Here is a 26,041-nt window from a genome sequence, read left to right on the forward strand (position 1 = left end):
ACCGTTACGCGCATGGTGTAGCAATTCCACACGCGACAACGATCAGCTGGAGGTGAGCAGTGTGACGGACCCCCAGCTCAACCGATCGGGCACCAAGCCAATGGATGCAGCCCATCGGAGCGGGTCCGTGCCATCACAAGGCCGTCCACGATGTCCTCGCGGCAGCTCGCTGATCGCAGTCGCCGATGCTTCCGGGCCGTTGCGTTGGTCCCCGCCCTGGATGGATTCATGGCAACGACTTGGAGCCCGAATTGCACGATCCCTACATCTACTAGCACCAGCCAAATATCGCAGGGTGGTCATTGGCGTAAGTACTCCGACCCGAGAATATGCGGCCGTGATGGTAGCCATGGGGATGATCAGGCTATCGTACAAGGATCGGATCCTGCCCGATCCGATCGAAAACTGCCGATTCCTGGCAGCGCTTCCCCCGGGCACAGTCGTCAGAGCTGTCCTCGGAGGCCACAAGGTTGAAATTGGCCCGGTCTCAGGTCTTGACTCGAACGGCAATTTGAGATTTGGTCGAAAGTCGCTCAAACCTACCGCCTGTGCAGACGTCACGCCTTTTCCCTGGGCCGAGCCAAGGTGGGGAGAAGACCGGCTAGAGATCGTCTACCAATCCGACTTCCTTAAAGACATGATCCCCAGCGCGGACCCCGTGTTGTTCGCGTCCGAGGCGAACGCGGTCTGCGCGATCATCGGACCTCCACGGGAGCTTGAAACCGAGTTGCAGCTCCATGTCACCCGCTCACCCGATTCCGTACACCCTCGCCCCCTTCACGAGGCCCTCCGGCCCTTCGACCGCTACAAGCACATGGGATGGCAAAGCGTCGTGGCAAGCTCGCAAGCCTTCGACTGGCCAATGATCGTCTCCCAGAAGCTTCCCCGGCTCCTGGTGCTGGATGGTGCTAGCGCTGTGAATCGTTGGCTGGGCGAAACGAGCGAGGCGGAAGTCGTTCTCGCACTTGTACATCGTCCTGATGCATCCGCGGCTTCAGCAGCCGAGGCGCTGCTGAATCAATGCCGCAGCGCAGTTGACATCGACGTCAGAGCGCTTGGCTGGACGCCCCCTCCAGCAGTTGAGGTGATCGCATACGGAGTGCCTGCATGAGCCTTGTTGAGGAAGCAACTGTTCGCTACCGCGTAGCCGAGAACCCAGCCATCACTCGTGCACCTGTGGACAGCCCACTGATCGAAGCAGTGTCCACTGCTGCCGCTGCTCTTGTTAAACGTATCGACGAGCGCGAGCGGCCGGCCACATGGGCCACAACCAGAAGCGCCGCCAGTGCACTTCGCTGGTCAATAGCAACGCGACCCCTGGATCTGCAACAAGCGGACAGCCACAGCGTCGAGGCCCTGCGGACACTGACACGCGCAGCAGAGCGCCTGGCAGGCAGCGTGGATCCAGCCACCTTTCAACTCCTTCTCCGCTTAACCGCCGCTGCCGATGAGCTGCACGGACAAAATGATGTCGACTTTGCAACCGAGATCATCGCTCAGACACGTAGAAGCGAACCTCAAAACACCTGCGTCGTTCTTGTGAGCACCACCGCACGAGGAGAGGCCGAACGCGCGCTCCGGAACGAGCTTCCCACGACGACGTTCCTCAACCCTCGACAGTTCATGACTAGGTGCGTGTGGGGGCGGGCAGTCCTGGTGGGCGTGTCGTCTTGGTATCCGGACGAGCTGTTCACGTGCCCTCGGTCCGAGGAGCTCACATTGGTGCATCATCGATGGCTCGTCGACCGCAAACGCGTCCAGGGCTTGTTCACCAGCCGCAACGCCCACGGGATCGAAGTGCGAGTTCCGGCTCTCCACACCAAGTCTGCGGCTCCTGTCGATATACGGCCGCCAATCGAAGATCTCGACTGGTCCGCCATCGAACCAGTAGGCGGCAAGCCGAAGGATAACGATCCATTAGACGACGTGCCCGCGCACCTGGTCTTGCTCGCAGGCGGATACGGATTCTACCTTGAGCAGGATGCTGGCACGCTTCGAGGCCTTGATTCTGCGGGGACCTCGGGGCAATGGATTAGACAGATGCCAGCTACTGAACTGGCACCTGACAGTATTGTCGTACTCCGCAAGGGGGCAAGCGAGCGAGAGATCCTTCTCCCGATGATCGCAAGCATCCTCGGCGGGAGTGAAGCCTCGGTCCGAGCTTGTCAAGCCCGATGGAAGAACGCCCTTTCCTCTAGACTGAACACGGGAGACCTAGCGGGCATTCGTCGAGCGGTCGAACAACCGAAGCTTAGCCCTGCCTACGTCCGATACTGGGCGGGAAAGGTCTGCATCAGCCCACGCAAGTCGACCTTCGTCTCACTCCTCAACTATCTAGGCGTCGACGAACCCCAGGACTGCATAAACGCAGCCAGGAAGCTCTACTCTGCACACCATAAGGCTGGACGAATCTTAGCTCAGCAACTCGTCGCATCAGTTGATGAGTCAATAGTAAAACGCCTGATGGTCGAAGACTCCGTGACTCTATCTATAGGCACAGGATCGCCCCCGGTTCAGATGACCCTATTTAAGGTCATCGCCGTTTCGCCGACGATCACCACGGTACCGGCAACAGCACTGCGAATTGCGCTCCAAATGAAGGCGGCGGCATGGCTAGAATGATTCCTCCAGTATTTGACGAGTCGATGCCTAGTCCCGGCGAGCGTATGCTCTTCCAAAAGCTGCTTCGCGACCCCGGCACCGCGGAGTGGACAGTGCTCCACTCGCTAAACCTCGCCAACCATCCGAGCCAGGTTTGTGGCGAAGTGGACTTCGTGGTGATCGCTCCCGATCTCGGCGTACTATGCTTAGAGGTCAAGGCCCATAGACGCGTTACTAGGGATACCAATGGAAATTGGCTGCTGGGCGGCAGGGTTGCCACACGGAGTCCGTTCGTTCAGGCCGACGGCCAAATGCGCAGCGTCATGCAATTTCTGCACAGCCAGGAGCCTGCACTATCGAATGTGCCGGTCTTTTGCGCCGTATGGTTCACCAATTGCCGGATCCCACTTAATTCCAATATCGAGTGGCACGACTGGCAGCTCCTGGACCAAGACGACCTGTCCCGCCCGGTAGCGCAGACCCTCGCCGGCCTCTTTCACAAGGCCCGCACACATCTCGCAGCAAAGACGACGAAAATCCTACCATCAGGACCAACATCAAAGACCTGCCAACGGGCCGTCCAAGCACTCAGGCCCGAATTCGAGTTCGCGTCTCCGCAAGAACCCGAATCCAAGCATCGGGAAATGCAGATTTCGAGGTTCACAGAGGAGCAGTACGACGCGCTCGACACTATGGAGCGCGCCCCAAGGGTAATCTTCTCAGGGCACGCTGGCACGGGCAAAACGTTCCTAGGCTTGGAGGTGGCACGTCGCGCCGTTCTCCGAGGCCAAACCCCGCTTCTCCTTTGCTACAACCGATTGCTCGCATCCTGGCTTAGAGATGTCGCGCCACAAGGAGTCGAGGTGGCCACACTTCACGCCTTTATGTGTCGAATATCAAACACGAAGCCGCCACTCAACACTTCCGAGGCTTGGTGGCGCGACACACTGCCAGACCTAGCGATCCAGGCACTCCTTGAAGGCCCGACTACAGAATACGATTTGCTGATCGTCGACGAAGCGCAGGACCTGATGACGTCGACGTATCTAGACGTGCTCGACCTTAGCTTGACCGGAGGTCTGACCGGGGGCAGCTGGCGAATGTTTGGAGACTTCGAACGTCAGACCATATTTAACCGCGGAGAAGGTACGTCCGCGGTGACCGCTCGCGCCAGCGATGCCGTCGAGTACATCCTGACCAAGAACTGTCGAAATACACCGCGCGTTGGTAAGATGGCCACTACTCTTGCGGGACTGAATCCCGGCTATAAGGGCTTCCGACGGCCTGATGATGGCGTAAACGTCAGCTTTGCCACATACGCAAGCAACACAGACCAAGAGCGCATTCTGATAACGGCACTCAACCGGCTTACCGAGGAAGGATTCATTCCTGAAGACATTGTCATCTTATCGTCCAGTTCATTAGGAATTGCGGCTACTTCGGAAAACTCACGACTAAGAGCCAAGCTGTGCAGGCTCGACCAACCTCGTGCCGCTCGAGTTCGACATGGCACGGTCCACTCCTTTAAGGGACTTGACGCTCCTGCAGTGATCATGACAGATGTGCAAACCCTGTCCGGGCCGTCCACAGAAGACCTCATGTACATAGCAATGACCCGCACCACCGGGCCGCTCATTATGCTCGTCGACCGCGAGATCGCCCATGACATCGCACAACTCGCGCTTGGAGGTGCCGCCGATGCCTGACTTCATCCAGGCGAGGAATAGCGTTGTCGAATCCCTGCGCGCAGAACTCGTCGGGCCGAAAGCGGGCGGCAAGCCTCTTGACACGGCCCGCAGGGTCTTGAAATTTGCGGACTGGCCGTCGGCTAGAGGGCCTTGGCATGACGCAGTCACGGGCGAGGAGATTTTGACCGAGACCGGCCCTGCCATGAGATACGGGGTCGGCGTCCTGTTTAGCGACAGTGGCGCTCCGAGAACATCAGAGCACGAGCAACCTCTCCTGGATGCTGTGCCCCTGGACCGGGAGATGCCAGACGATGCATTCGCCGAACTGAGCGCGAGCGTCGAGAAGTCAACTGACAGAGTCTCCGAAAAGGCAGATCGCGATGACTTTGATCTTGACAGCGCCAACGCCTACAAACCAAGCACAATGGGCGTAACTTGCCGAGTCCGTGTTACTCCAGAAAGCTCAATTGAGCTTGTGGCGAATTTTGGACGTTACGAGAGTATCGATGTCCAGGTTGGCGAAAGCCAACGAACATGGTTTCGACGCCGTCCAGTTCAAATGCGAGCATCATTTAGAGGCGCGGACCTTACAGCCTCCGATTCAAGGAAGATCGTCGACGAGCACAAGCCAGCTCGCGAACGCACCGGCGATGAAGGCCTCAGCGTAGAAATCCGCGCTTACAGCAGGCCAACCAAATCCCCCATGGAGCGCTTAGTCACGTTCTACGTTGCGAATAGAACTAGCGGCGCCAAAGACACCTCAAGCCTATTCCAGTCCGGCTTCACGTTGTCTGTGTCAGCAGGAGCGCACGTTGTACCTTATCGACCTCCAGCCATAAGCCTTTCAGACGATCCTGAGCTTGCCAGCATCGCTCTGCTCTACAGGGGACACCAAACTTTTGCTGTCGGCCACGGATGTGCGGCCGACTGGGGACCAGTGAGCAAGGATGGAAATGTAACGACGGTTGATGCCACTGCCCTACCGGTACACGAAGCTCCAAGCATTACCCCTGTGATCAAGAAGCGCGATGGCCATGATCTCGTGGTAGGTATGGAGAATCTGGCACTCCTGGATTCGAGTGTCGCCGGCCAGGATGAAGTCGAACAGCTCCTCTCCGAGTACCAGGCATGGATCGACCAGCAACAAACTGAAATATCGGGACTCTCAATCGAGCTGCGTCGCACAGCCAACAGCCATCTAGATGAATGCCGATCGGCCCTCGATCGAATGCGAACAGGCTGGCAGCTGGTCACCGACGATCCCGTCGTAAGGCGTGCGTTCACCCTAGCGAACCAGGCCATGCTCACCCAGCAAGCACGGTCCGATGGAAAGCGTCGCGCTGTCACCCTTGACGAGAACGGAAAATGGTTCTTCGCAGGGACTCCTCCAACCTCCGAGCCTGGCACAGGAAAGGGAACATGGCGCCCATTTCAAATCGCGTTCTTTCTCGCAACTTTGGAGTCTACAGCCAATAACAGCAGCCAGTTCAGGGACACTGTCGAACTGATCTTTTTTCCCACTGGCGGCGGCAAGACCGAAGCTTATCTCGGGCTGGCAGCATTCTCCATGTTTCTACGGAGACTCCGTGATCCCGATGACGCGGGCACCGAGGTTTTAATGCGATACACACTAAGGCTCCTCACGACGCAACAGTTCCTCCGCGCATCCTCATTGATCTGCGCCATGGAGGAAATTCGCGAGCGAACACCCGAACTTGGTGATGCAGAGTTCTCGATCGGCATCTGGGTCGGTGGTGATAGCACGCCAAATAGCCGCAACGACGCAACCAAGAAGTACAACCAGCTCTCTAGCGGCGGACAGAATCCCTTCCTGCTTCTGCGCTGCCCATGGTGCAGGGCAGGGTTCGGCAGTGTACGAGACAGGGCGGCCGGCAGGCGCAAGAAGTACGCTGTAGCAGGATACGAGAAGTCCAAGAATTCAGTCAGGTTCCGGTGCCCCGACAATACATGCCACTTCCATCATCGCCAGTTGCCCATCTACGTGGTCGATGACGATCTTTACGACGTTCGCCCCACTCTTATTATTGGAACTGTAGACAAGTTCGCAATGCTCGCATGGAGGGAGAGAGCACGAGCGATATTTGGAATTGGCCCGGCAGGAAATCACATCTGCTCTCCGCCCGGACTGATTATCCAGGATGAACTACACCTGATCTCCGGCCCGCTTGGCTCAATGGCAGGACTCTATGAGGGAATTATAGAGGACCTGTGCACGCAAGCCTCTGCTACACCCAAGAAGCCGAAGATCATCGCCTCCACCGCAACAATCCGTCGTTACAAACAGCAGGTGCGTGACCTCTACGGCCGCAAAGACACTAGGCTCTTTCCGCCTCATGGGCTATCGGCTGGCGACTCGTACTTCGCTACCTGGGCACGTCGCCCTGACGGATCCCTTATGCCCGGCAGGCGGTATGTCGGAGTCCACGCTCCAGGCCTGGGATCAATGCAGACCGTTCAGGTCCGAGCCGCGTCCGCCTTGCTGCAAGCTCCGATGGAGTTACTTCCGGACGAGCGCGACCCTTACTGGACGTGCCTAACATTCTTCAACAGCCTCAGAGAGCTGGGAAACACACTCACGCTTCTCCAAGCAGATATACCGACTTATCTCGGCGGTATGAATAACCGCGACGGCCTCGACCGGGCACGACAACGGTGGCCACGACGCGTCCCAGAGCTGACCAGTCGACTCAGTGACGACGAGGTCCCCAAGGCGATCGAGGATCTCGAGATCGCATACGGCGAACGAGGCTGCATCGACGTCTGTCTTGCGTCCAACATTATCGAAGTTGGCATCGACATCGAACGGCTGTCGCTTATGACAGTGGTCGGTCAACCGAAGACGACCTCACAATATATCCAGGTCTCTGGCCGTGTCGGCAGACGATGGCACGAACGTCCTGGCCTCGTCGTGACCCTCTATGGCACCTCCAAGCCTAGAGATCGATCGCACTTTGAAAGGTTCCGCACCTACCACGAGCAGCTCTACGCACAGGTCGAACCGACTAGCGCAACTCCCTTTGCACTACCGGTTCTGGAGCGCGCAGTCCACGGAGCCCTCGTCGCCTACGTGAGGCAACGCGGTCCTCAGTCACAGGCACCCTTCCCGGTCCCACACGCGCTCATCGAGGAAGCAGCGAACGTGCTACGGAGGCGCATCAGGGCCACAGGGGGTGCGAGTGAGACCGACCTCGAGAACGTTCTTCAGCGCCGGCTGAAGCAGTGGACCAGCTGGCAGCAGACCAAGTGGGAAGCGAACCCTCCGCCCGGCGGCGATCCCGACAACGGCTTGATCCGTTATCCCGGCACGAGCGTCAACGTCGGTGCAAGGGACACCAGTTGGGAGACACCATCATCCATGCGGAACGTGGACGCGAACTGCCGCATTGAGATCACTGTGGACTACGCGGTCCGCAACGGCGCCGACCTCGATGAGGAGCCAAAGTGAAGCGGGCAACGAACGGAGTGATCCGTCGAGCACAACTGATCGCACCGTTTGGAGTCGGTGCAATGACGATCCTCGCCGACGGCACGTCTGTCATCGCTGCCGGTCTCGACCATTGGTTCAGTACGCCCGAACACAGCTTCCTCGATGAGACCGAGTTCGACGTGTCCGAGTGGCGCCTGCAGCAGCAACTTAAAGTCAGCGGATTCAAGCTTCCACCCGACTATCGCAGTGGTTCGAACTCTGGCGGGCCGCAGGCAAACATCGGCCTTACCGTGCCGTACCTGAGGTTTCCGACATGGAGCTTCTGCCCGATGAGCAGGTGCAAGCGGCTTGAACATCATCCCCTGTCCATGAAGGACCGTCCAGAGTGCCCTGATCTGTCCCACGCGGATGACAAGTACCCAAGCCGCATGGTCCAAGTCTCTTTCGTGGCCATATGCGAGGACGGGCACATCATGGACTTCCCGTGGCGGCAGTGGGTGCACCGCAGCATCTCAACTCAATGCGATGGGGTGCTGAGACTCCTGTCGACGGGTGGTGGGACGCTCGATGGTCAGAGGGTCACCTGCTCATGCGACATCGCACCGCGCACTCTTCGCGACGTCACCATGGTCACGCCGAACGGTTCATCACGGCTTTCTACCAACCTTGAGCCGGGCGTGGACTTCCTCTGCGAAGGCCTGATGCCGTGGCACGGACAGGAGTCTGGCCAACAAACTTCGCGATGCGGTACGCAGGTGCAGGCGAGTCTGCGCGGTGCATCGAATGTCTATTTCGCGCAGGTCGCAAGTTCCATCTATCTTCCGGAGCACACAGATGGCGTAAGACAGGGAATTGATTTGCTCAGCGATCTGGAAATCAACAGTAAGCTGAGCGCAGCAATTGACTTCGGCGTCACGGTCACGCTCGAACAACTCAGGATCTGGTCTGGCAAGCGGAGCACCACTCTTTCCGACGATGATCTTCAAGAAGCACTGAACCTCGTGACGGCTTCGTTGACTAAGACCACACTCAAAGTCACATCGCCGCCAGAGGTTAGCGAGCAAGACTTTAGACGTCCGGAGTATCAGTTTCTGCGAGACGGCAGCGAAGATAGATCACTTCGAGGACGTTCAGTTGCCCCCGAAGAGTACGGCGACGATCTCAGCGATTGGCTCATGCGAGTGACGCTGGTGGATCGACTACGTGAGACTCGAGCCTTGTGGGGGTTCTCTAGAGTCCACGCTACACCGCCATCTAAAGAGCGCGGTAAATCGCTGCTCAGGACCGATGCAATGAATTCTTCCAATCAGTGGCTTCCTGCGTACAAGGTCTACGGAGAAGGCATCTACCTGGAGTTCGACGAAGGCCGGCTGAGCCGCTGGGAGTCACGCCAAGAGGTTGTTGATCACGTCAGAAAGCTAGTTGATCGAGCCGCTGCGTCCAGCCGCGGCGGCTCCCACGTTGCACCCCTAACTGCCCGCCTGGTTCTATTGCATACATTTGCACATGTGCTCATCAACCAACTCATCTTCGAGTGCGGTTACAGCTCAGCCTCGTTGCGTGAACGCCTGTTCGTATCACAGGCACCTGGACCCATGGCAGGAATACTCGTATACACAGCATCGGGGGATTCCGAAGGAACAATGGGCGGACTCGTACGCATGGCGCGACCAGGACGACTTGAGGCAGTTCTGCGTTCAGCACGAGAGAACGCGTCATGGTGCGCAGCCGATCCAGTGTGTATGGAGCTCGGTGAATCCGGACAAGGACCGGAGTCGTGCAATATGGCTGCTTGCCACAGCTGCGCACTCCTTCCTGAGACCGCTTGCGAGGAATTTAACCGATTTCTCGACCGCGGCACGCTCGTCGGCACCGTGGATCAACCGGCCGTTGGCTTCTTCAACTAAAACGCGAGACGATGCGGACGTGCCCGGCCTCATGCGACCGGCGATGACCCCAGAGGCGACAGGCAGGCAGCGCTTACTTCTGGAGCTAGAGCACTACGGCCCGTCGAAACTCGGCCGCGAGCAGTCCGTAGTAGACGATCATCCAGAGGCCGTGTGGGTAGTCACCGGTTGAGCGGAGAGGGTTTCTCGGGGTCACAGCAGTCCGGCCTGGTGCGGGCGGATCGCTGCAGACCACAGCAGCCGTCCCGACAGCACGGCTCTCACCGACCTGCCTTGGGCGTGTCTTCCTGAGAAGGGACACACTTGGGTCGGGCTGTCCCCCGTCCCTCTGCGGAAATCTGCTGGTCACCCCCTGAGACGCGATGAATGAGGCCCGTCCCGCGTGACCCACCGCAGGACGGGCCTCAGGGCGGCACCGGCCAGGTGGGGGCTACTCAGCGCCAGGAAGGACTACGCGGGTGAATAGTGTGCGACTTCGTCCTCGGACACCAGCGTTAACCACACGCACTGAGAGGTCGTCGCGCAGACGGCCTCTTTTGCTGTTTTCTGCTCAGGGTCTTCGCACGCCCGAGAGGCGGCCACGTCCCCGGCATCACACCCCGAGGACCCTCTGCACGCCACTGGAACACACCCACCAGTCGTGTCAGTCGGTGGCCACCACCGGCCACCTGTCCCGCTCAGGCCACAGCGAAAACGGCACCTGTTGCGGAAGTCCTGCCAGCGCCCAGCAAGCTCGTCCACGCCAGCAGTTACGGCGGCAACAGGGTCAACTCGATCAACGCGGTCGTTCCTGACCGCCGGCGGTCAGGCGACGAAGATCGAGCCAGTGGCGACAGCCCGTCGTGAGGAGTGAAGCGATCACGCGAGGTCGAAGGTCAGCTTCGTAGCCTTGCCGTGGTCGCCGGAGAAGTAGCCGGAGGCGGTGACCCCGACCTTGTCCTTGCCGCCGTCGCTGAACTTGACGATCTCGACCGCGCCGTCGCGCGCCGGGTAGCTGACCCAGCTGACCGAGCCAGCAGGCGTCGTGCCGGGCAGGACGGCACCGTGCGGCATCAAGGTCATGGCGAGCAGCTGGAGGGCGTGGAGCTTGTCGTCGCCCTCCTTGCCCTCCAGCTCGTGCTTGATGAAGGCGAGCATCCCCTTCCACGCCCAGCTCTCCAGGACGACGTGCTCACCTGACTCCCTCACGCAGGCCAGCCGATCGGTGGCTGGGTCGACCTGCCTCACCCGGTGCACGCTCACCAGCGTCGTGCCCGGAACGGCGTGGCCGTAGATCGTGGTCCCGAAGTACGCGAACCCTTCGGCGACCTGTTTCGTCTTCATGTCCGAGGTGGGCTTCTCCCACTTCTTCCACAGCTCCTCGAACGCCAGCTTCCCCTTCTCGACGGCCTTCGCCGCGATGTCGGCCTTGATCGCATCGCCCAGCTCCGCGAGCCAGGCCCCCGCCGCTCCCGCGAGCATCGGCTTGGCCGCACCGCAGGCGGTCAGCGCTGGTGAACCGACTGCGAGAACCGCGGCACCGCGACCGGCGTTCACCAACGCCTGCCTTCGAGACATCGCCATTTCGCCCACCTTGGCAGAGAGGAGCAAGACCCTTGGAACGTACGTCATGAGCCGAAAATCCGCAGAGAATAAGATTTGCGCAACAATCTAGTAGTTTCGGGAACCTGCACGAGGTATGCGGCTACTTGATCGCAGATGTCCACAATTCACGAAGAATTGTGTCCACTTTCGAAAATGCGCGCATACCAGCATGTGGACGCGGTGGCCGGGTAGTTGAGGTGTCACCTACCCTGGCGGGCATGCCGTTGCGAAAGCTGGGGTTCCTCACCATCGGGCAGTTCGACGAGCACGATCCGGCTGCCGGCCACCGGTCCACCCTGGAGCTGATCGAGCTCGGCGAGGAGCTGGGCTTCGACAGCGCGTGGGTGCGGCACCGGCACCTGCAGCACGGCATCTCGTCGCCGGTCGCGGTGCTGGCGGCGGCGAGTCAGCGGACGAGCCGGATCGCGCTCGGCACCGCCGTCATCCCGCTGGGGTGGGAGAACCCGCTGCGGCTCGCGGAGGACCTGGCCACGGTGGACGTGCTGTCCGGTGGGCGGCTCAACCCCGGGCTGAGCGTCGGGCCGCCGATGCACTGGGACGACGTCAAAGGCGCGCTTTACCCGGACACGGCCGAGGTCGAGGACTTCGGCTACGGGCGGCTGGAGCGGTTGCTGCGGTTCGTGAGGGGTGAGAAGGCCGTCGAGTTCAGCGGCAGGGAGGGCATCGAGGTCTGGTCGGACCGGGTGCAGCCGCACTCGCCGGGGTTGGGCGAGCGGATCTGGTACGGCGGGGGCAGCCTCAGGTCGGCGCGGTGGGCTGCGGAGAACGGGCTGAACTTCCTCACCAGCAACGTCGTGCAGGCCGAGGAGTCCGAGGACTTCGCGCGGATTCAGCACGCGCTGGTGCGGAAGTTCCGCGAGCACCACCCCGATGGCGACAAGGCGCGGGTGTCGCAGGGGCTCGTGGTGATCCCGACCGACTCGGCCACGGCTGAGCAGCGGGAGAAGTACCAGCGGTACGTGGACGAACGGACGCCGCGGACGGCCAGTCCGGTGGGGCCGCGGCGGATGATGTTCGCGCGGGACCTCGTCGGCACGTCCGAGCAGATCGCGGAGCAGCTGCACGCCGACCCGGCGTTCCGGGAGGTCGACGAGGTGGCGTTCGCGTTGCCGTTCAGCTTCGAGCACGCCGACTACGTGCAGCTGCTGACCGACATCGCCACGCGGCTGGCTCCCGCGCTGGGGCGGCAGCCGGCCGGGTGACGAGGGTGGGTCAGGCGCCCGCGGGCTGGGCGATGCGCACGAGGATCGCGCCGCACTCCTCGCAGCGCACGACCTCGTCCGCGGCGGCCTCCCTGACTTTGCCCAGTGCGCTGCGGTCGAGCTCGATGCGGCACGCGCCGCAGCTGCGGGTCTGGAACACGGCCGCGCCGATGCCGCGCTGTTCGCGCTGGCGGTCGTAGAGCTTCAGCAGGTCGTCCGGGAAGCCCTTGGCCATGAGGGTGCGGTCGGCGGTGCGACGGGTTTCGGTCGCCTCCAGGTCGGCCAGTGCGGCGTCACGGCGGCGCGCGGCGGCTTCGAGGGTCTCGCGGGCCTTGTCGAGCTCCACGCGGGCGAAGGAGGCGTCGGCGGCCACGGCCTCGCGGCGTTCCATCAGCTCCAGGAGGTCGTCTTCGAGGACGCCCTGGCGGCGCTGGAGGGTGGCGAGCTCGTGTTCGAGGTCGGTGAGCTGCTTGGCGCCGACGGAACCTGACTGCATCAGCTTGCGGTCGCGGTCGGTGCGGGCGCGGACCTGGTCGATCTCGGTCTCCTGGCGCTTCACGTCGCGGTCGATGTCGCCGAGCGTCGTCTCGACGGCCACCAGCGCGTCCTGCTTGGTGCGCACCAGCTGCTCGACCTCGGCGATCTCCGCGATCTCCGGCAGCGTACGGCGCCGGTGGGTGACACGCGCCAGTTCGGCGTCGACCTGGGCCAGGTCGAGCAGCCTGCGCTGCACTGCGGGATCGGCTTTCACGCAAGTCCTCCTGCTGCTGCAGCTCGTCGCACCGACGGTCCACGGATCGGTCCGGCGGGTGGAGACGAGTACGTCGACCCTACCGCCGAAGGCCTCCCGCAGGATTTCCGCCGCCTGCTCGCACCACGGCCACTCGCTGGCCCAGTGCGCCACGTCGACGAGCGCGGGCCCGCCGGCCTCGACGTGCTCGGAGACCGGGTGGTGGCGCAGGTCGGCGGTCACGTACGCGTCGACGCCCGCCGCGGTGGCGGCGCCGAGGAAGCTGTCGCCAGCGCCACCGCACACGGCGACGCGCTTGACCGGGCGGTCCGGGTCGCCGGCGGCGCGCACGCCCTGCACGGTCGCGGGCAACGCGTCGGCGACGCGCTGGGCGAACACGCGCAACGGCTCGGCGGCGGGCAGCTCACCGATGCGGCCGAGGCCGACGCCGGGTTCGTCGGTCGGCTCCAGCGGGCCGGTCACCTGGAGCCCGATGGCCTGCGCGAGCGCGTCGGACACGCCGTTCAGCGCGCTGTCGGCGTTGGTGTGCGCGCAGTACAGCGCGGTGCCGCTGCGGATGAGCCCGTGCACCAACGCGCCCTTGGGCTCGTCGGCGGGAACACCGTTGACGCCGCGCAGGAGCAGCGGGTGGTGGGCGACGAGCAGCTGCGCGCCCACCTCGACCGCCTCGTCCACAGTGGACCGCGTCGGGTCCACGCAGACGAGGACCCTGGTGACCTCCTCCGCGGGGTCACCGCAGACCAGGCCGACCGCGTCCCACTTCTCCGCGATCCGCGGCGGGTACGCGTCCGCCAGCACCGCGATCACCTCGGCGAGCTTCACGCCAGTTCCTCCATCACTACCCGCAGCGCGTCCACGAAGACCGCGAACTCCTCCGGCGGCCGGATCGCGACGCGCACGTACGTGTCGTCCAGTCCGGGGAACGTGTCGCAGCGCCGCACCGCGATCCCCTTGTCACGCAGCGCCTCACGCGTTCCGCGCGGCACCCTGAGCAGCACGAACGGGCCCTTCGGCGGCACGACGACGAGGTCGCCCAGCTGCTGCACGGCGTGCGCGGTGTGCGCGGCGGCCTCGAACGCGAGCCGTTCGCCCTCCCGCAGCGCCGCCGGTTCACAGCACGCGGTGACTGCTTCGAGCGTGAGGCTGCCGACCGGCCAGTGCGGGCGGCCGAACGCCAAGCGCCGCAACGTCTCCGGGTCGCCCAGCAGGTAGCCGGCGCGCAGCCCGGCGAGCCCCCACGTCTTGGTGAGGCTGCGCAGCACGAGCACGTCCGGGTCGTGCGCGAGCGACTCGGGCTCGCCGGGGACGGCGTCCATGAACGCCTCGTCGACCACGAGGAGACCGGGCAGCCGCTTGACGCGCGCGGCCGGGTGCAGCACGGAGGTGGGGTTCGTGGGGTTGCCGACGACGGTCAGGTCGACGTCCGCGCTGACCTCGGGCAACGTGAAGTCGCCGCTCAGCGTGACGTGCTCCACCGGGACCCCGGCGTCGCGCAGCGCCACCTCCGGCTCGGTGAAGCCGGGGTGGACGATCGCGGCACGGCGGGGCGCGAGCTTCGGCAGCAGCGCGAAGCCCTCGGCGGCACCGTTGAGCAGCAGCACCTCGTCGGGTGAGCGCCCGTGCCGGCCGGCGACGGCCTCACGGGCGCGTTGTTCCGCTGCCGCGGACGGGTAGCGCCCCAGGTCGTCGAGCGCGGCGGACAGCCGGTCGCGCAGCCAGGCGGGCGGGCGCGGCACCCGCACGTTGACGGCGAAGTCGGCGAGGCCCGCTGCGGCGTCGACGTCACCGTGGTGGCGCAGGTCTGGGCTGGTCATCGCGGCAAATGGTAAGCGACCAGCCCAGGCGCGCGCGTCACTGCATGTAGCGGCGGAGCTCGGTGAGGTGGCTGATCAGCTCGTCCAGCTGGAACGCGTCGAGCTGCGCGGACTCACCGGGCGGGGTGCGGAAGCACACACGCCCCTTCTCGTTGAGGTACACCTCGAACGCACGACGGCGCCCGAGGGCGTCGGTGCACCCGATGATCTCCCGTTGCGGGGGCACGTCAGTACCGGTCTGCATGGGCGGCCTCCATGTCGTTTGTCCGTACATCTTGCGACAAGGGTTGAGCGTTACCGTGTGGCGGTGAAGGTCGCCTTTGTCTGCACCGGCAACATCTGCCGGTCCCCCGTGGCAGCGCTCGTGTTCCGTGAGCGGGTGTTGCGCGAAGGATTGTCCTCCCACGTCGAAGTGTCCAGTGCGGGCACCAGCGGCTGGCACGTGGGGAACCCGGCCGATCCGCGTGCGCTCAAGACGCTGGCGGACAACGGCTACCCCACCGACCACGTGGCCGCGCAGGTTGGCCCAGAGCACCTCGACGCCGACCTGCTCGTCGCACTCGACCCCGGTCATGCGCGCGCGTTGCGCCGGATGGTCGATCCTGGTCGCGTCCGGTTGCTGCGGTCGTTCGACCCTGACGCGGACGGCGTGGACGTGCCGGACCCGTACTACGGCGACCGGCAGGGCTTCGACCAGGTGCTGGGCATGATCGAGGCGGCGGTGCCGGGGCTGCTGGCGTGGGTGCGGGAAAGGCTTTGAGGCGCAAGGTCCAGTCCGCGCGGGCCACGGCGGCGGAGGCGGCCGGCCTGCGGTGGTTGCGCGTCGACGGCGGCCCCGCGGTACCAGTCGTGCACTCGGCGGACGGCGGCGAACTGGTGATCGACGAGGTCCCGGTCGGCCCGCCGGATCTTCAGGCGGCCGTGACCTTCGGGCGCCGGTTGGCCGCACTCCACCAGGCGGGCGCGCCGGCGTTCGGCGCACCGCCACCCGGTGGGCCGCGGGAGGCCACGATCGGACAGGCGCCGATGGTCAACGAACCTGCGCCGTCGTGGCCGGAGTGGTTCGCGTCACAGCGGATCGAGCCCTACGCGGTGCGGGTCGGGCTGGACCTGGGCGAGCTGTACGAGCGCATCGCCGACCTCGCCGGGCCTGCCGAGCCGCCCGCGCGGCTGCACGGGGACCTGTGGAGCGGGAACGTGCTGTGGGGCGCGGACGGGCAGGTGTGGCTGATCGACCCCGCGGCGCACGGCGGGCACCGGGAGAGCGACCTCGCGATGCTGCGGTTGTTCGGCTGCCCGTTCCTCGACCACGTGCTCGGGGCGTACCGGGAGGTCGCGCCGCTGGCCGACGGGTGGCGAGAGCGGGTGCCGCTGCACCAGCTGTTCCCGCTGCTGGTGCACGCCGTGCTGTTCGGTGGCGGATACCGGACAGAGGCGGTGGCGGCGGCGCGGACCGCTTTGCGGGGAAGATGAGGGTCATGGACCTCACCACCTGGACCTGGCTCAACGAACCGGCGAAGTGGTCGGCCACCCCGCTGACCGTGCACGCCGACCCCGGCTCGGACTTCTGGCGCCGCACCGGCAACGGGGTCGTGCGTGACAGCGGTCACCTCTACGGCGTCACGCTGGCCGGCGACTTCACCATCACCGCGACCTTCTCCGGCGAGTACGCGGCGCAGTACGACCACGCGGGCATCGGGCTGCTCGTCGACGACGAGACGTGGATCAAGGCGGGCGTCGAGCTGTTCGACGGGCAGCTGCGTCCCAGCGCGGTCGTGACCCGCGGTTTCTCCGACTGGAACCTGGCTCTGACCGGCGACTTCGAGCGGTTCACCGTCTCCGCCGAACGCCGCGGCGACGCGGTCTGGATCCGGTACGGCGTCGACGGCGAGGAGCCGACCACGGTGCTGCGCCAGGCCTACTTCCCGCCGGACATCGAGACCAAGGTCGGCGTCATGGCCGCCAGCCCGGAGGGTGAGGGGTTCGTGACCCAGTTCCAGGAGGTCCAGGTCACGCATCTACCGTGAGGTGGTGCGGTTCAAGTTCCTCCTCAAGCCGGGCTGGCTGGCGCTGACGCTGGCCGTCTGGGTGTTCGCGGGTGCGTGCGTCTACTTCCTGGCGCCGTGGCAGTTCGGCCGCAACGACGAGCGCCAGGGGCAGAACTCCGCGATCACCAGGTCGCTGGCCAGTGCCGCGGTGCCGTTCGGCGCGCAGCACGACGAGTGGCAGAAGGTCGAGCTGAAGGGCCGGTACCTGCCCGACGGGGAGGCGCTCGCCCGGCTGCGCACGGTCCAGGGCGAGGCCGCGTTCCTCGTCATCACGCCGTTCGAGACCGACAGCGGCAAGAAGGTGCTGGTCAACCGCGGTTACGTGCGGCCGGTCAACGGCATCAAGCCGCCGGGGTTCGCCCAGGCCCCCACGGGCGAGGTCACGATCGTCGGGCTCGCGCGCACCAACGAGTCGGACGCGCGACCGGCGATCCAGCAGGACGGGCACCGGCAGATCTACTCGATCAACAACGACGCCGTCGGGCCCGGCATCGAGCCCGGTCACTACCAGCTGATCGACGGCCAGGCCGGCGCGCTGGACACCATGCCGCTGCCGCGGATCGAGTCAGGGCCGTTCTACTCCTACGCGCTGCAGTGGATCGCGTTCGGCGTCATGGCGGTCGGCGGCTGGCTGTACTTCACGATCCGCGAGGCGCGGCCGGGCGGTGCGCTCGACACCGCGCCGAAGGCGAAGGCGAAGCGGAAGTCGATCGCCGAGCTACTTGCGGAAGACGGCGACGAAGGCGCTGACCAGGGCGGCACCGTGGCCGACGACGCGGGACAGCTCCACGGCACGCGTCACGTGACCTGAGTCGGGGTTGCGGCCGTGGCCGAGCACCGGCCGTTCCTCGACGCCGTGCGAGTACACCGTGCGGCCGCCCAGCCTGATCTCCAGCGCGCCCGCGAAGGCCGCCTCGACCTGGCCCGCGTTCGGTGACGGGTGGGCGGCGGCGTCGCGGCGCCACGTCTCCCACGCCTGCGGGGCCGAGCCGCCGACGACCGGGGCACCGCCGACGGTGAGCAGCGCCGCCAGCCGCGAGGGCAGCAGGTTCAGCACGTCGTCCAGCCGCGCGGACGCCCAGCCGAACCTGAGGTACCGCGCGGACCTGTGGCCGACCATCGCGTCGAGCGTGTTCGCCGCGCGGTAGCCCAGCAGGCCGGGCACGCCGAACGCGGCACCCCACACCAGCGGGCCGACGACGGCGTCGGACGTGTTCTCCGCCACGGACTCCACGGTCGCGCGCGCCAGGCCGAAGGTGTCCAGCCGGGCGGCGTCGCGGCCGCACAGGTGGGGCAGCCGGGCGCGGGCGGCCTCGACGTCACCGGAGTCGAGCTCGCGGCCCATGGATGTGCCCTCGTCGGCCAGCGACCGGCCGCCGAGCACGGTCCACGTGGCCACGGCGGTGGTCAGCGCCTGTGCGAGCCAGTGCCGGCGCGCGAGCCGTTCGACGGCGACCCCGCCTGCGACGACGGAGCCGACCAGGACGGTGGTGTAGGCGACGCCGGCGGCCCTGGAGTCGGCGTGCACGCGCTTCTCCAGCGCCGCGGCGGCGGTCCCGAATGCCGCTACCGGGTGAAATCGGCGTGGATCGCCGAACACCGCGTCTGCGGCCACGCCCAGCACCAACCCCAACGCGCGACCCGCGCCCACGGCATCCTCCCCAGCTCGTCGAAGGCACGGTAGCGCCGCACCGCCCGGGCACGCGCATTAGGGTGGCCGGTCGTGGAGCACAAGAGGCTGAAGCTGTACGCCTATCTGGACGCGCGCGATCACCAGCGCACGTACCTGGCGATCATGCGGCTGTTCACCTCCACGTTGCTCGCCGACCTCAGCGCGGGCGAGGTCGCGGGAGCGCTCGCCGGCCAGGAGCGCGAGGGCCGTGTCGAGCAGGGCGAGTCGCGCATCGAGAACGTGATCAACCGGCTGCGGCAGCTGGTCGAGTGGGGCAACCTGGTGCAGGGCCGGCGCGAGGTCGTGGCCGCGAGCATCGCCGAGTTCCAGCACGGCAGCGTCCGCTACCAGGTCTCCAAGCTCGCCGTCCGCGTGCAGCGCGACGTCGACGAGCTGCTGCGGGTGCCCGAGGGCGCCCGCGAGGTGTCGCGCGAGCTGCTGCCCGCGATCGAACGCGGCCTCAACGAGCTGGGCGGGTCGCTGTCCGTGGCGTTGCTGAACGAGGGCGACAAGACCAGGGAGCTGCTCGCCGAACGCGTCACCACCCTGTTCCTGCAGCACGCGGAAGCTCGCCGCCACGGTCCGCGACTTCTACGCCTACCTCGGCCAGGTCGTGACGCGCAACCACCTGGCGCCCGAGGAGATCGCGGGCTTCCGCAGCCTGCTGGTCGAGTACATCCAGCGGGTCGTCGAGGACGTGCTGAAGTACACGCCGCCGATCGCGGCGGCGCTCGCCGCGCTTGCGAAGGCCCGTTCCGAGCTGCTCCGGCTGCTCGGCACCGACCTGGGCGCCCACGTCGAACGCGCCCGCGGCCGCACGCCGGAGGACTGGCAGGAGCTGACCGACTGGTTCGTGGACCGGCCCGGCCGCCCGAGCCAGGTCACGGCGTTGCGCGAGGCCACCGCCCGCGCGATCGGCAGCCTGCTGGCGAGCGTGAAGCGCGCGACGTCCGGTGGTGGCCTGCTGCCCGGCCGGCGGGCCGAGCTGCTCAAGCTCGCCAGTTGGTTCGACGGCGCCACCCGCGAGGAGGCGCACGAGATCTACGCCTCCGCGTTCGGCCTGTACTCCTCCCGCCACCTCTCCCCCGCGCCCGAGCACGACTCCGACAACGAGCGCACGCCGTGGCGGGACGGCCCGGTCTGCGACGTCACGGTCAGCGTGCGGTCGCGCGGTGACCGAGGTGGGCGCGGGCGGCCGTCGCGCATCCTCGACGACCCGATGACCGAGCAGTCGCTGCTGGCGGAGGCGCGTGAGGCGGAGGAGGTCCGCGCGCGGCACGTGGCCGAGCTGACCTCCGCGGCCGGGAACCTCGGCGGCACAACGCTGTCGCACGGTGCGCTGGAGGTGTTCTGCGAGCTGCTGACCCTGGCGATGGCGCAGCGCGACTCACCGCGCGACAGCGGGTCGGCCAGCGATCCCGTGCGCGGGTTGAAGCTCGCGATCACCCCCGGCACGACCACGCAGATCAGGTCCGCCGCCGGGACGCTGACGCTGCACGACGCCACGGTGGTCCTGGAGCGATGAACCACTTCGACACCCTCTCCGAGATCGACGCCGCGAACGTGGTGCGGTGCGCGCGAACGTTGCTGCGCAGGCCGTTGCTGCGCTCCGAGGGCCCGGACGGCGAGCTGCTGGCCCTCGTCTACCGGCACCGGGCGGTGCTGCAGGACCTGTTCGCCGGGCTGCTCGGGTACCGGCTCGTGGTGGAGCGCCGGTTCGCGCGGCTGTACAAGTCGGGGCCGGGCAACGACGACACCCGCGGCGTGCTGAGCATGTCGCCGCGCGGGTACGCCTACCTGGCGCTGACCCTGGCCGTGCTGACCGGGACCGGCCGGCAGGCGCTGCTGTCCCGGCTGGTGGCCGACATCCGGTCCGCCGCGGCTGAAGCGGGCATCAGCGCACCCGACGACGTGACCGAGCGGCGGGCGCTGACCGCGGCGCTGCGGCACCTGGTGTCCCTCGGCGTGCTGCAGGAGACCGAGGGCTCGGTCGCGCAGGACGTGGTGCCGCAGGAGGCGCTGATCACGATCGACACGGACCTGCTGGGCCAGCTCGTGACCGGCCCGGTCGGCGAGGCCGACTCCCCGGCGCGGCTGGTCGAGCTGGCGGCCAGACCGGGTCCGCGCGGTGTCGAGCACGCGGTGCGGCGCAAGCTGGTCGAGACGCCGCTGGTGCTCTACGCGGACCTGCCCGCCGATCAGGCGGAGTGGCTGCGGCGCAACCAGCGCAAGGAGACGGCGCTGCTGGAGCAGGCCTTCGGGCTGTTCACCGAGTGCCGCGTCGAGGGCGTGCTGGCCGCCGACCCCGAGGACTACCTGACGGACCTGTCGTTCCCCGGTGTCTCGACGGTCGCGCGCATCGCGCTGCTCGCGTTGCCCGACCTGCTGGACGACCCGTCCGACGACGCGCCCGCACGGCACGTCGTCACGGTCGACCGGCTCCGCGAGGTCTGCGCGCGGCTGGTGGAGGACTACCCGGCCGCATGGTCGAAGCAGTTCACCGACGACCTCGACCGGCTGGTCGCCGAGGTGGCGGAACTGCTGCGGCGCATGGGACTCGCTGTCCCGTGCGCCGAGGGCTGGTCGATCAGCGCTGCCGCGCACCGCTGGCTGCCGTCACCCGACGGTGACCCGGAACGAGAACAACCGGAACCCGTTGTGGTGCGCGAAGTGCCGAGCTGGTCCCTGTTCGACGAGGAGAACGTGTCATGAGCAGGTGGCGGCTGCACCGCGGCGGCGTGGTCAACATCTGGCAGTACACCGAGCAGACGTTCGACTTCTCCGGTGGCCGCGCGATCTTCCAGGGCACCAACGGTTCCGGCAAGTCCCGCACGCTGGAGCTGCTGCTGCCGCTGTGCCTGGACGGCGACCTGCGCCAGCTCGGGTCCAAGGGCTTCGACACGGTCAGCATCCGGCGGCTGATGCTCGACGACTACGACGGCGGTCCGAACCGCATCGGCTACGCGTGGGTGGAGCTGGTCCGCGAGGCGGCCGACCACTCCGGCAACGAGTACCTGACCTGCGGTCTGGGCGTGAAGGCGTCCAAGACGTCGCAGGCGATCACGGACTCGTGGCGGTTCGTCACGCCGATGCGGGTGGGCACCGAGCTGCAGCTCGCCGGCCCGGAACGCGTGCCGCACGGCCCGGCGCAGCTGCGGGACCTGATCGGCGCGGACTGCATGTTCGAGGAACCGGCGTTCCGCGCGAAGGTCGCCGACGCGGTCTACGGCGTGCCCGCCGCGCGCTACGGCGACCTGCTGCACCTGCAGCGAACGCTGCGCAACCCCGACGTCGGCCTGAAGGTGCTCGAAGGCCAGCTGGAGCAGATCCTGTCCGACGCGCTGCCGCCGCTGGACCAGGCGATGGTCGAGCAGCTGGCCACGTCGTTCGACGACCTGGAGTCGATCCGCGAGAACATCGTCCGGCTGTCCACTGCGGACAGTGCGCTGTCGACGTTCCTCAAGACCTACTCGGACTACGCGTTCGGTGGACTGCGCTCGGCGTCCGAACGGCTGGACGCGGCGGAGAAGGCGCTGACCCGGTTGCAGCGCGAGCAGTCGAAGCTGGTGTCGGAGCTGGACCTCACGCGGGTCGAACGCGCGGCGGCCGAGCAGGCGCTCGTCGACATGGAGACCGGCGAGCAGCAGGCGGAGGAGACCATCGCGGCGCTGAAGGAGCTGCCGGCGTTCCGCGACCTGCAGGACCTGAAGACGCGCGAGAACCTGGTGGCGGAGAAGCGTTCTTCGGCCGTCGCGGCGCTGGAGACGGCGCACCGGCAGCGGGCGCAGGAGGACGCCGCGGTCGACACCGTGCTGCGGTTGCTGCGGCGGCTGGCGGAGGACCTGTCGGCTGCGGACGCGTTGACCGAGCCGTTGCGGGAGAACCTGCGCCTGGCCGGCATGGACGTCGACCTGGCGCCGGTGGTGCCGCAGGTGCCGGCCGCCGAGGCGACGGTGACCACGGCGACCGTGCGCGCCAAGCCCGATCCCGAGGCCGCACCGCTGCCGATCGACCGCCGGGTGCCGCCGGCCGCCGCGGGCGAGGAGGTGCTGGCCGAGCTGGCGACCGCGGTCGAGCGGGCAGCCGGGATCGCCTCGCTGGCCCGGCAGCGGGGCGCGCTGGCGCTGGCGCTGCACGAGCAGGCGCTGGCGCTCGACGCGCAGCAGCGCGAGGTGGAGTCGTTGCGCGGCAAGGCCAGGGACGCGCAGCTCGCCGCCACGGAGTCCACCGCCCTGCGCAACCAGGAGGCGCAGGAGCTCGCCGAGGCCGTGCAGTCGTGGCTGGCGCAGGTGCAGACGTGGACGACCAGCGGGCCGCTGGTCGACGAGCGACCGGGTTTCACCCCGTCGAGTGAGTCTCGATTCGCCGGTTCGGCCGCCTCGCAAGGAGGAAGCGCGCGGGAGGGCGACGGGGAAGCACCGGACCTCGACCACCCGGCGTTCCCGCTGCCCGCCACGGTCACCCCGGCCTCGGCCAAGGCGCTGACCACGGCGGCCCGCGAGTGGGTCGGCCCGCTGGTGCGCGCGGCCCGCGACGCCGCCCACGCCCACGCGCAGCAGCGCGCGGACCTGCGCGCCCGCCTGGACGCGCTGGACGAGGAGCTGGTCGGCCTGCGGTCCGGTGCCGAACGCGTGCCGCTGCCCGGCCGGTACGTCTCGGCCGACCGCGAACCGGCCACCGGTGCCCCGTTCTACCGCCTGGTGGACTTCGCGCCGGCGCTCACCGACGCCGAACGCGCGGGCCTGGAGGCCGCCCTGCAGGCCAGCGGCCTGCTCGACGCCTGGGTCACGCTCGCCGACACCGAGCTCACCGACGTGCTGGCCGTCGCCAGCCCGCCGGTCGAGGGCCGCACGCTCGCCCACGTGCTCGTGCCCGCGGTGGAGGGGTCGCCGGTGCCGGAGGGGTTCGTCGCGGACCTGCTGCGCGCGGTGTCGCTGGACGACCGGGAGGGCCTGAGCCTGACCACGGACGGCGTGTGGCGCGCGGGGGTGCTGACCGGGTCGTGGACCAAGCCCGAGGCCGAGTTCATCGGTGCCGGCGCGCGCGAGGCCGCCCGCGGGCGGCGGATCGCGGCGCTGGAGGAGGAGCTCGCGGAGCTGCGCCGGCGGCTCGGCACCGCCGAGGACGAGCTGGCCCGCGCGCACGAGCACGTCGCGACGTGGGAGGCGCACGTGGCGGCGTTCCCCGGTGACGGCGAGCTGATCGCGAAGCACAGCCGGGTGCAGGCCGCGGAGGAGTCGGCGGCACGCGCGCGGCAGCGGACGTTCGAGCTGCGGGAGGCGCTGGAGGACGCCGGTTCCCGGCTGGAGGCGGCCCGCGGCGAGCTCACCCGCCAGGCGGGCGACGCGGGCCTGCCCGCGGACACCGAGGCGTTGCGGCAGGCCAGGACGGCGGCCGCGGACGCCCAGCGGACCGCGGACCTGCTCGCCGACGCGGTGCGCAGGCGGTGCCAGGGCACGATCTCCGACCTCACCGACGCGTCGCACCGCTACCACGAGGCCGTCGCGGACCGGCAGACCGCGGAGGCCGACGCCGACGCGCGGTGCGTGGACCACGCGGCGCAGGCGGGGACGCTGGCCGAGCTCACCGACGCGGTCGGCGGCGAGGCCAAGGAGATCAGCGAGCAGCTCACGCAGCTGGAGAGGTCGCGCAAGAAGATGCGCGCGGACCTCAAGGGCGTGCGCGAGGGCATCACGACGGCGCGCGAGCAGGCCGCGAAGCTGGAAGCGTTGCTGGAGACCAACTCCACCCAGGTCACCGAGGCCGCTGCGGCGAGGGAGCGGGCGAGCGGCACCTTCGCGGCGACCGTGCGGGCGCCGGGATTGCTCGCGGCCGCGTTCCCGGACTGGGACGGCGAGACGGGCGAGACCGCGGTGCGCCAGGCGATCGCGGCGGCGGGCGACCGGCGCGGCGGCACCGAGGCCACGGTGATCGCGAAGCTCCAGGCGCTGCAGACGTCGCTCGCGGGCAGCCACGACATCGCAGCCGAGCAGCACGCGGGCCTGCTGACCGTCACGGTGACCGGCGAGGAGGGCGCGAAGCCCGTCGCCGTCGCCGCACGGCAGGTCTCGACGAGGCTCGGTGAGCAGCGCGGGTTCCTCGACGAGCAGTACCAGGGGATCTTCGCCGACTACCTGATCCGCGACCTGGCGGAGTGGCTGCGCGGGCAGGTCGCCGTGGCCGAGGACCTGACCAAGCGCATGAACGAGGTGCTGTCGCGGGCGCGGTCCAGCCAGGGCGTGCACGTGAAGCTGGCGTGGAAGTCGTCGGCGGCGCTCGACGACCAGACCCGGCAAGCGCTTGCGCTGGTGCGGTTGCCGTTCGGCGAACGCACGCCGGAGCAGGACGCGACGCTGCGCCGGGTGTTCACCGAGCGGATCGAGAACGAGCGCGACACCCACTCCGGCGGCTACGCGGAGATCCTGTCGCGGGCGCTCGACTACCGGACGTGGCACCAGTTCACGGTCACCGTCGGCGACACCGGCCCCGACGGCAACCCGCGCGAACGCCGGCTGCGGCAGCTGTCGTCCGGCGAGACGCGGCTGATCTCGTACGTGACGCTGTTCGCGGCGGCGGCCAGCTTCTACGACGCGGTCAGCGACGAGTTCGACCCGCTGCGGCTGGTGCTGCTGGACGAGGCGTTCGAACGGCTCGACGACCCGACGATCGCGCGCATGCTGGGGCTGCTGGTCGACCTCGACATGGACTGGGTGATCACCTGGCCGAGCGGCTGGGGCGTGTCGGACAAGATCCCGCGCATGCACATCTACGACGTGCTGCGGCCCAAGAACGGCCGGGGTGTGGCGTGCACGCAGACGACGTGGGACGGCGCGGTGCTGGACCGCATCGACCCCTAGCAGGACACCTCGGCACCCCCGCCCGGCAGACCGGCCCCGCCGGTGCTGCCGGGCCGTTGTGTTGTTCACCTGATCTTGTGCGGACTCCGGCGCCCCCGTGACGGTGGCTCCAGCGGGCCCGTCGCGACAACCGCGACGGTCGCTCCGCTGTCGAGAGGAGGTCGTCGAGGTGGTCGTTCCCGCACGTCGAAGAACCCGGTCGAGGTCGCGGCCGCGGACCGGCCGGCCGCGTGCCGCGCTGTGTCAGGCCGCCAGGTGGTGCCGCACGCGGGCACCCCGGGTCTGGAAGGGGGTGCGGCTCGTCCTCCTGCTGGTGGAGGGCGTGGTGGCGCCGTTGAAGGGGGAGGTCGCCCTCGCCGTCGCGGCGAGGGCGCTCCGCGTGGTGGGTGACGCGATCGTCGACCCTGGCAGGCACGGGCGATCGTGACACCGGGTCCGGTCGCCTCGG

General features: G+C 67.1%; 19 protein-coding genes and 2 pseudogenes. 15 read left to right on the forward strand and 6 right to left on the reverse strand.

What is annotated here, in order from left to right:
• Positions 1-337: 337 nt before the first annotated feature.
• From ACVDFE_RS00685 to drmB, 5 genes are read left to right on the forward strand one after another with little or no spacing between them, the layout of a single operon-like run.
• Entirely contained in the window at positions 338-1,111 is a 774-nt protein-coding gene (locus tag ACVDFE_RS00685) for a hypothetical protein (protein WP_458429242.1), read from the forward strand.
• Positions 1,108-2,622, forward strand: a complete 1,515-nt coding sequence (locus ACVDFE_RS00690) for a hypothetical protein (RefSeq protein ID WP_458429243.1) — start codon at positions 1,108-1,110, stop codon at positions 2,620-2,622. Before ACVDFE_RS00685 ends, ACVDFE_RS00690 begins: the two co-directional genes overlap by 4 nt.
• A 44-nt stretch (positions 2,623-2,666) precedes the next feature.
• Positions 2,667-4,307: an NERD domain-containing protein gene (locus tag ACVDFE_RS00695; RefSeq protein ID WP_458434245.1), complete on the forward strand. Its 1,641-nt coding sequence runs from the start codon at positions 2,667-2,669 to the stop codon at positions 4,305-4,307.
• On the forward strand, positions 4,300-7,755 hold the full coding sequence (locus ACVDFE_RS00700) for a helicase-related protein (protein WP_458429244.1): 3,456 nt from the start codon (positions 4,300-4,302) through the stop codon (positions 7,753-7,755). Before ACVDFE_RS00695 ends, ACVDFE_RS00700 begins: the two co-directional genes overlap by 8 nt.
• The gene (gene drmB, locus ACVDFE_RS00705; RefSeq protein ID WP_458429245.1) at positions 7,752-9,644 is read left to right on the forward strand and encodes a DrmB family protein; all 1,893 of its coding nucleotides are present in this window, start codon (positions 7,752-7,754) and stop codon (positions 9,642-9,644) included. The genes ACVDFE_RS00700 and drmB overlap by 4 nt, the downstream gene beginning before the upstream one ends.
• An 858-nt stretch (positions 9,645-10,502) precedes the next feature.
• Here the strand turns inward: drmB and ACVDFE_RS00710 are convergent.
• Positions 10,503-11,207: a hypothetical protein gene (locus ACVDFE_RS00710; RefSeq protein WP_360386462.1), complete on the reverse strand. Its 705-nt coding sequence runs from the start codon at positions 11,205-11,207 to the stop codon at positions 10,503-10,505.
• Positions 11,208-11,446: 239 nt separating this feature from the next.
• Between ACVDFE_RS00710 and ACVDFE_RS00715 the strand changes: the two genes are divergently transcribed.
• Positions 11,447-12,451: an LLM class flavin-dependent oxidoreductase gene (locus tag ACVDFE_RS00715; protein WP_360386459.1), complete on the forward strand. Its 1,005-nt coding sequence runs from the start codon at positions 11,447-11,449 to the stop codon at positions 12,449-12,451.
• 10 nt (positions 12,452-12,461) lie between these two features.
• Here ACVDFE_RS00715 and ACVDFE_RS00720 read toward each other — a convergent pair whose 3' ends face one another.
• The 4 genes and pseudogenes from ACVDFE_RS00720 to ACVDFE_RS00735 form a co-directional block, all read right to left on the reverse strand.
• A complete protein-coding gene (locus ACVDFE_RS00720) occupies positions 12,462-13,202 on the reverse strand; it encodes a zinc ribbon domain-containing protein (RefSeq protein ID WP_360386456.1) in 741 nt (246 codons plus the stop codon).
• A gap of 24 nt (positions 13,203-13,226) precedes the next feature.
• A pseudogene (locus ACVDFE_RS00725) lies at positions 13,227-14,024 on the reverse strand (Nif3-like dinuclear metal center hexameric protein); the annotation flags it as partial.
• A complete protein-coding gene (gene cobC / locus ACVDFE_RS00730; RefSeq protein ID WP_360386450.1) occupies positions 14,021-15,016 on the reverse strand; it encodes an Rv2231c family pyridoxal phosphate-dependent protein CobC in 996 nt (331 codons plus the stop codon). The gene cobC and the pseudogene ACVDFE_RS00725, both read right to left, overlap by 4 nt.
• A gap of 37 nt (positions 15,017-15,053) precedes the next feature.
• Positions 15,054-15,260, reverse strand: coding sequence for a hypothetical protein (locus tag ACVDFE_RS00735; RefSeq protein WP_030472678.1), 207 nt, complete (start codon positions 15,258-15,260; stop codon positions 15,054-15,056).
• 63 nt (positions 15,261-15,323) lie between these two features.
• On the opposite strand from ACVDFE_RS00735, the gene ACVDFE_RS00740 reads away from it, so the two are divergent.
• The 4 genes from ACVDFE_RS00740 to ACVDFE_RS00755 are packed head-to-tail and all read left to right on the forward strand — an operon-like array spanning position 15,324 to position 17,875.
• Positions 15,324-15,776: a low molecular weight protein-tyrosine-phosphatase gene (locus tag ACVDFE_RS00740; RefSeq protein ID WP_458429246.1), complete on the forward strand. Its 453-nt coding sequence runs from the start codon at positions 15,324-15,326 to the stop codon at positions 15,774-15,776.
• Complete coding sequence (locus ACVDFE_RS00745; protein WP_458429247.1) at positions 15,773-16,489, forward strand: fructosamine kinase family protein; 717 nt, start codon at positions 15,773-15,775, stop codon at positions 16,487-16,489. The genes ACVDFE_RS00740 and ACVDFE_RS00745 overlap by 4 nt, the downstream gene beginning before the upstream one ends.
• Positions 16,490-16,494: 5 nt before the next feature.
• On the forward strand, positions 16,495-17,043 hold the full coding sequence (locus tag ACVDFE_RS00750; RefSeq protein WP_458429248.1) for a DUF1349 domain-containing protein: 549 nt from the start codon (positions 16,495-16,497) through the stop codon (positions 17,041-17,043).
• Between the two features lie 4 nt (positions 17,044-17,047).
• On the forward strand, positions 17,048-17,875 hold the full coding sequence (locus ACVDFE_RS00755; RefSeq protein ID WP_458429249.1) for an SURF1 family cytochrome oxidase biogenesis protein: 828 nt from the start codon (positions 17,048-17,050) through the stop codon (positions 17,873-17,875).
• On the opposite strand, the gene ACVDFE_RS00760 is transcribed toward ACVDFE_RS00755, so the two are convergent.
• Positions 17,783-18,715 carry a cobalamin biosynthesis protein gene (locus ACVDFE_RS00760; protein ID WP_458429250.1) on the reverse strand — a complete coding sequence of 311 codons (933 nt, stop codon included), beginning with the start codon at positions 18,713-18,715 and terminating at the stop codon, positions 17,783-17,785. The genes ACVDFE_RS00755 and ACVDFE_RS00760 overlap by 93 nt on opposite strands.
• Positions 18,716-18,859: 144 nt before the next feature.
• Here ACVDFE_RS00760 and ACVDFE_RS00765 point away from each other — a divergent pair.
• The 5 genes and pseudogenes from ACVDFE_RS00765 to ACVDFE_RS00785 all read left to right on the forward strand — a co-directional run.
• A pseudogene (locus ACVDFE_RS00765) lies at positions 18,860-19,237 on the forward strand (DUF2397 family protein); the annotation flags it as partial.
• Positions 19,238-19,349: 112 nt separating this feature from the next.
• Positions 19,350-20,261: a DUF2397 domain-containing protein gene (locus ACVDFE_RS00770; protein WP_458429251.1), complete on the forward strand. Its 912-nt coding sequence runs from the start codon at positions 19,350-19,352 to the stop codon at positions 20,259-20,261.
• Entirely contained in the window at positions 20,258-21,448 is a 1,191-nt protein-coding gene (locus ACVDFE_RS00775; RefSeq protein WP_360386431.1) for a TIGR02678 family protein, read from the forward strand. The genes ACVDFE_RS00770 and ACVDFE_RS00775 overlap by 4 nt, the downstream gene beginning before the upstream one ends.
• Complete coding sequence (locus ACVDFE_RS00780) at positions 21,445-25,593, forward strand: SbcC/MukB-like Walker B domain-containing protein (protein ID WP_458429252.1); 4,149 nt, start codon at positions 21,445-21,447, stop codon at positions 25,591-25,593. Before ACVDFE_RS00775 ends, ACVDFE_RS00780 begins: the two co-directional genes overlap by 4 nt.
• Positions 25,594-25,885: 292 nt before the next feature.
• A complete protein-coding gene (locus tag ACVDFE_RS00785; RefSeq protein ID WP_360386426.1) occupies positions 25,886-26,020 on the forward strand; it encodes a hypothetical protein in 135 nt (44 codons plus the stop codon).
• Positions 26,021-26,041: the final 21 nt, after the last annotated feature.

The sequence above is a fragment of the Lentzea chajnantorensis genome (assembly GCF_054300775.1).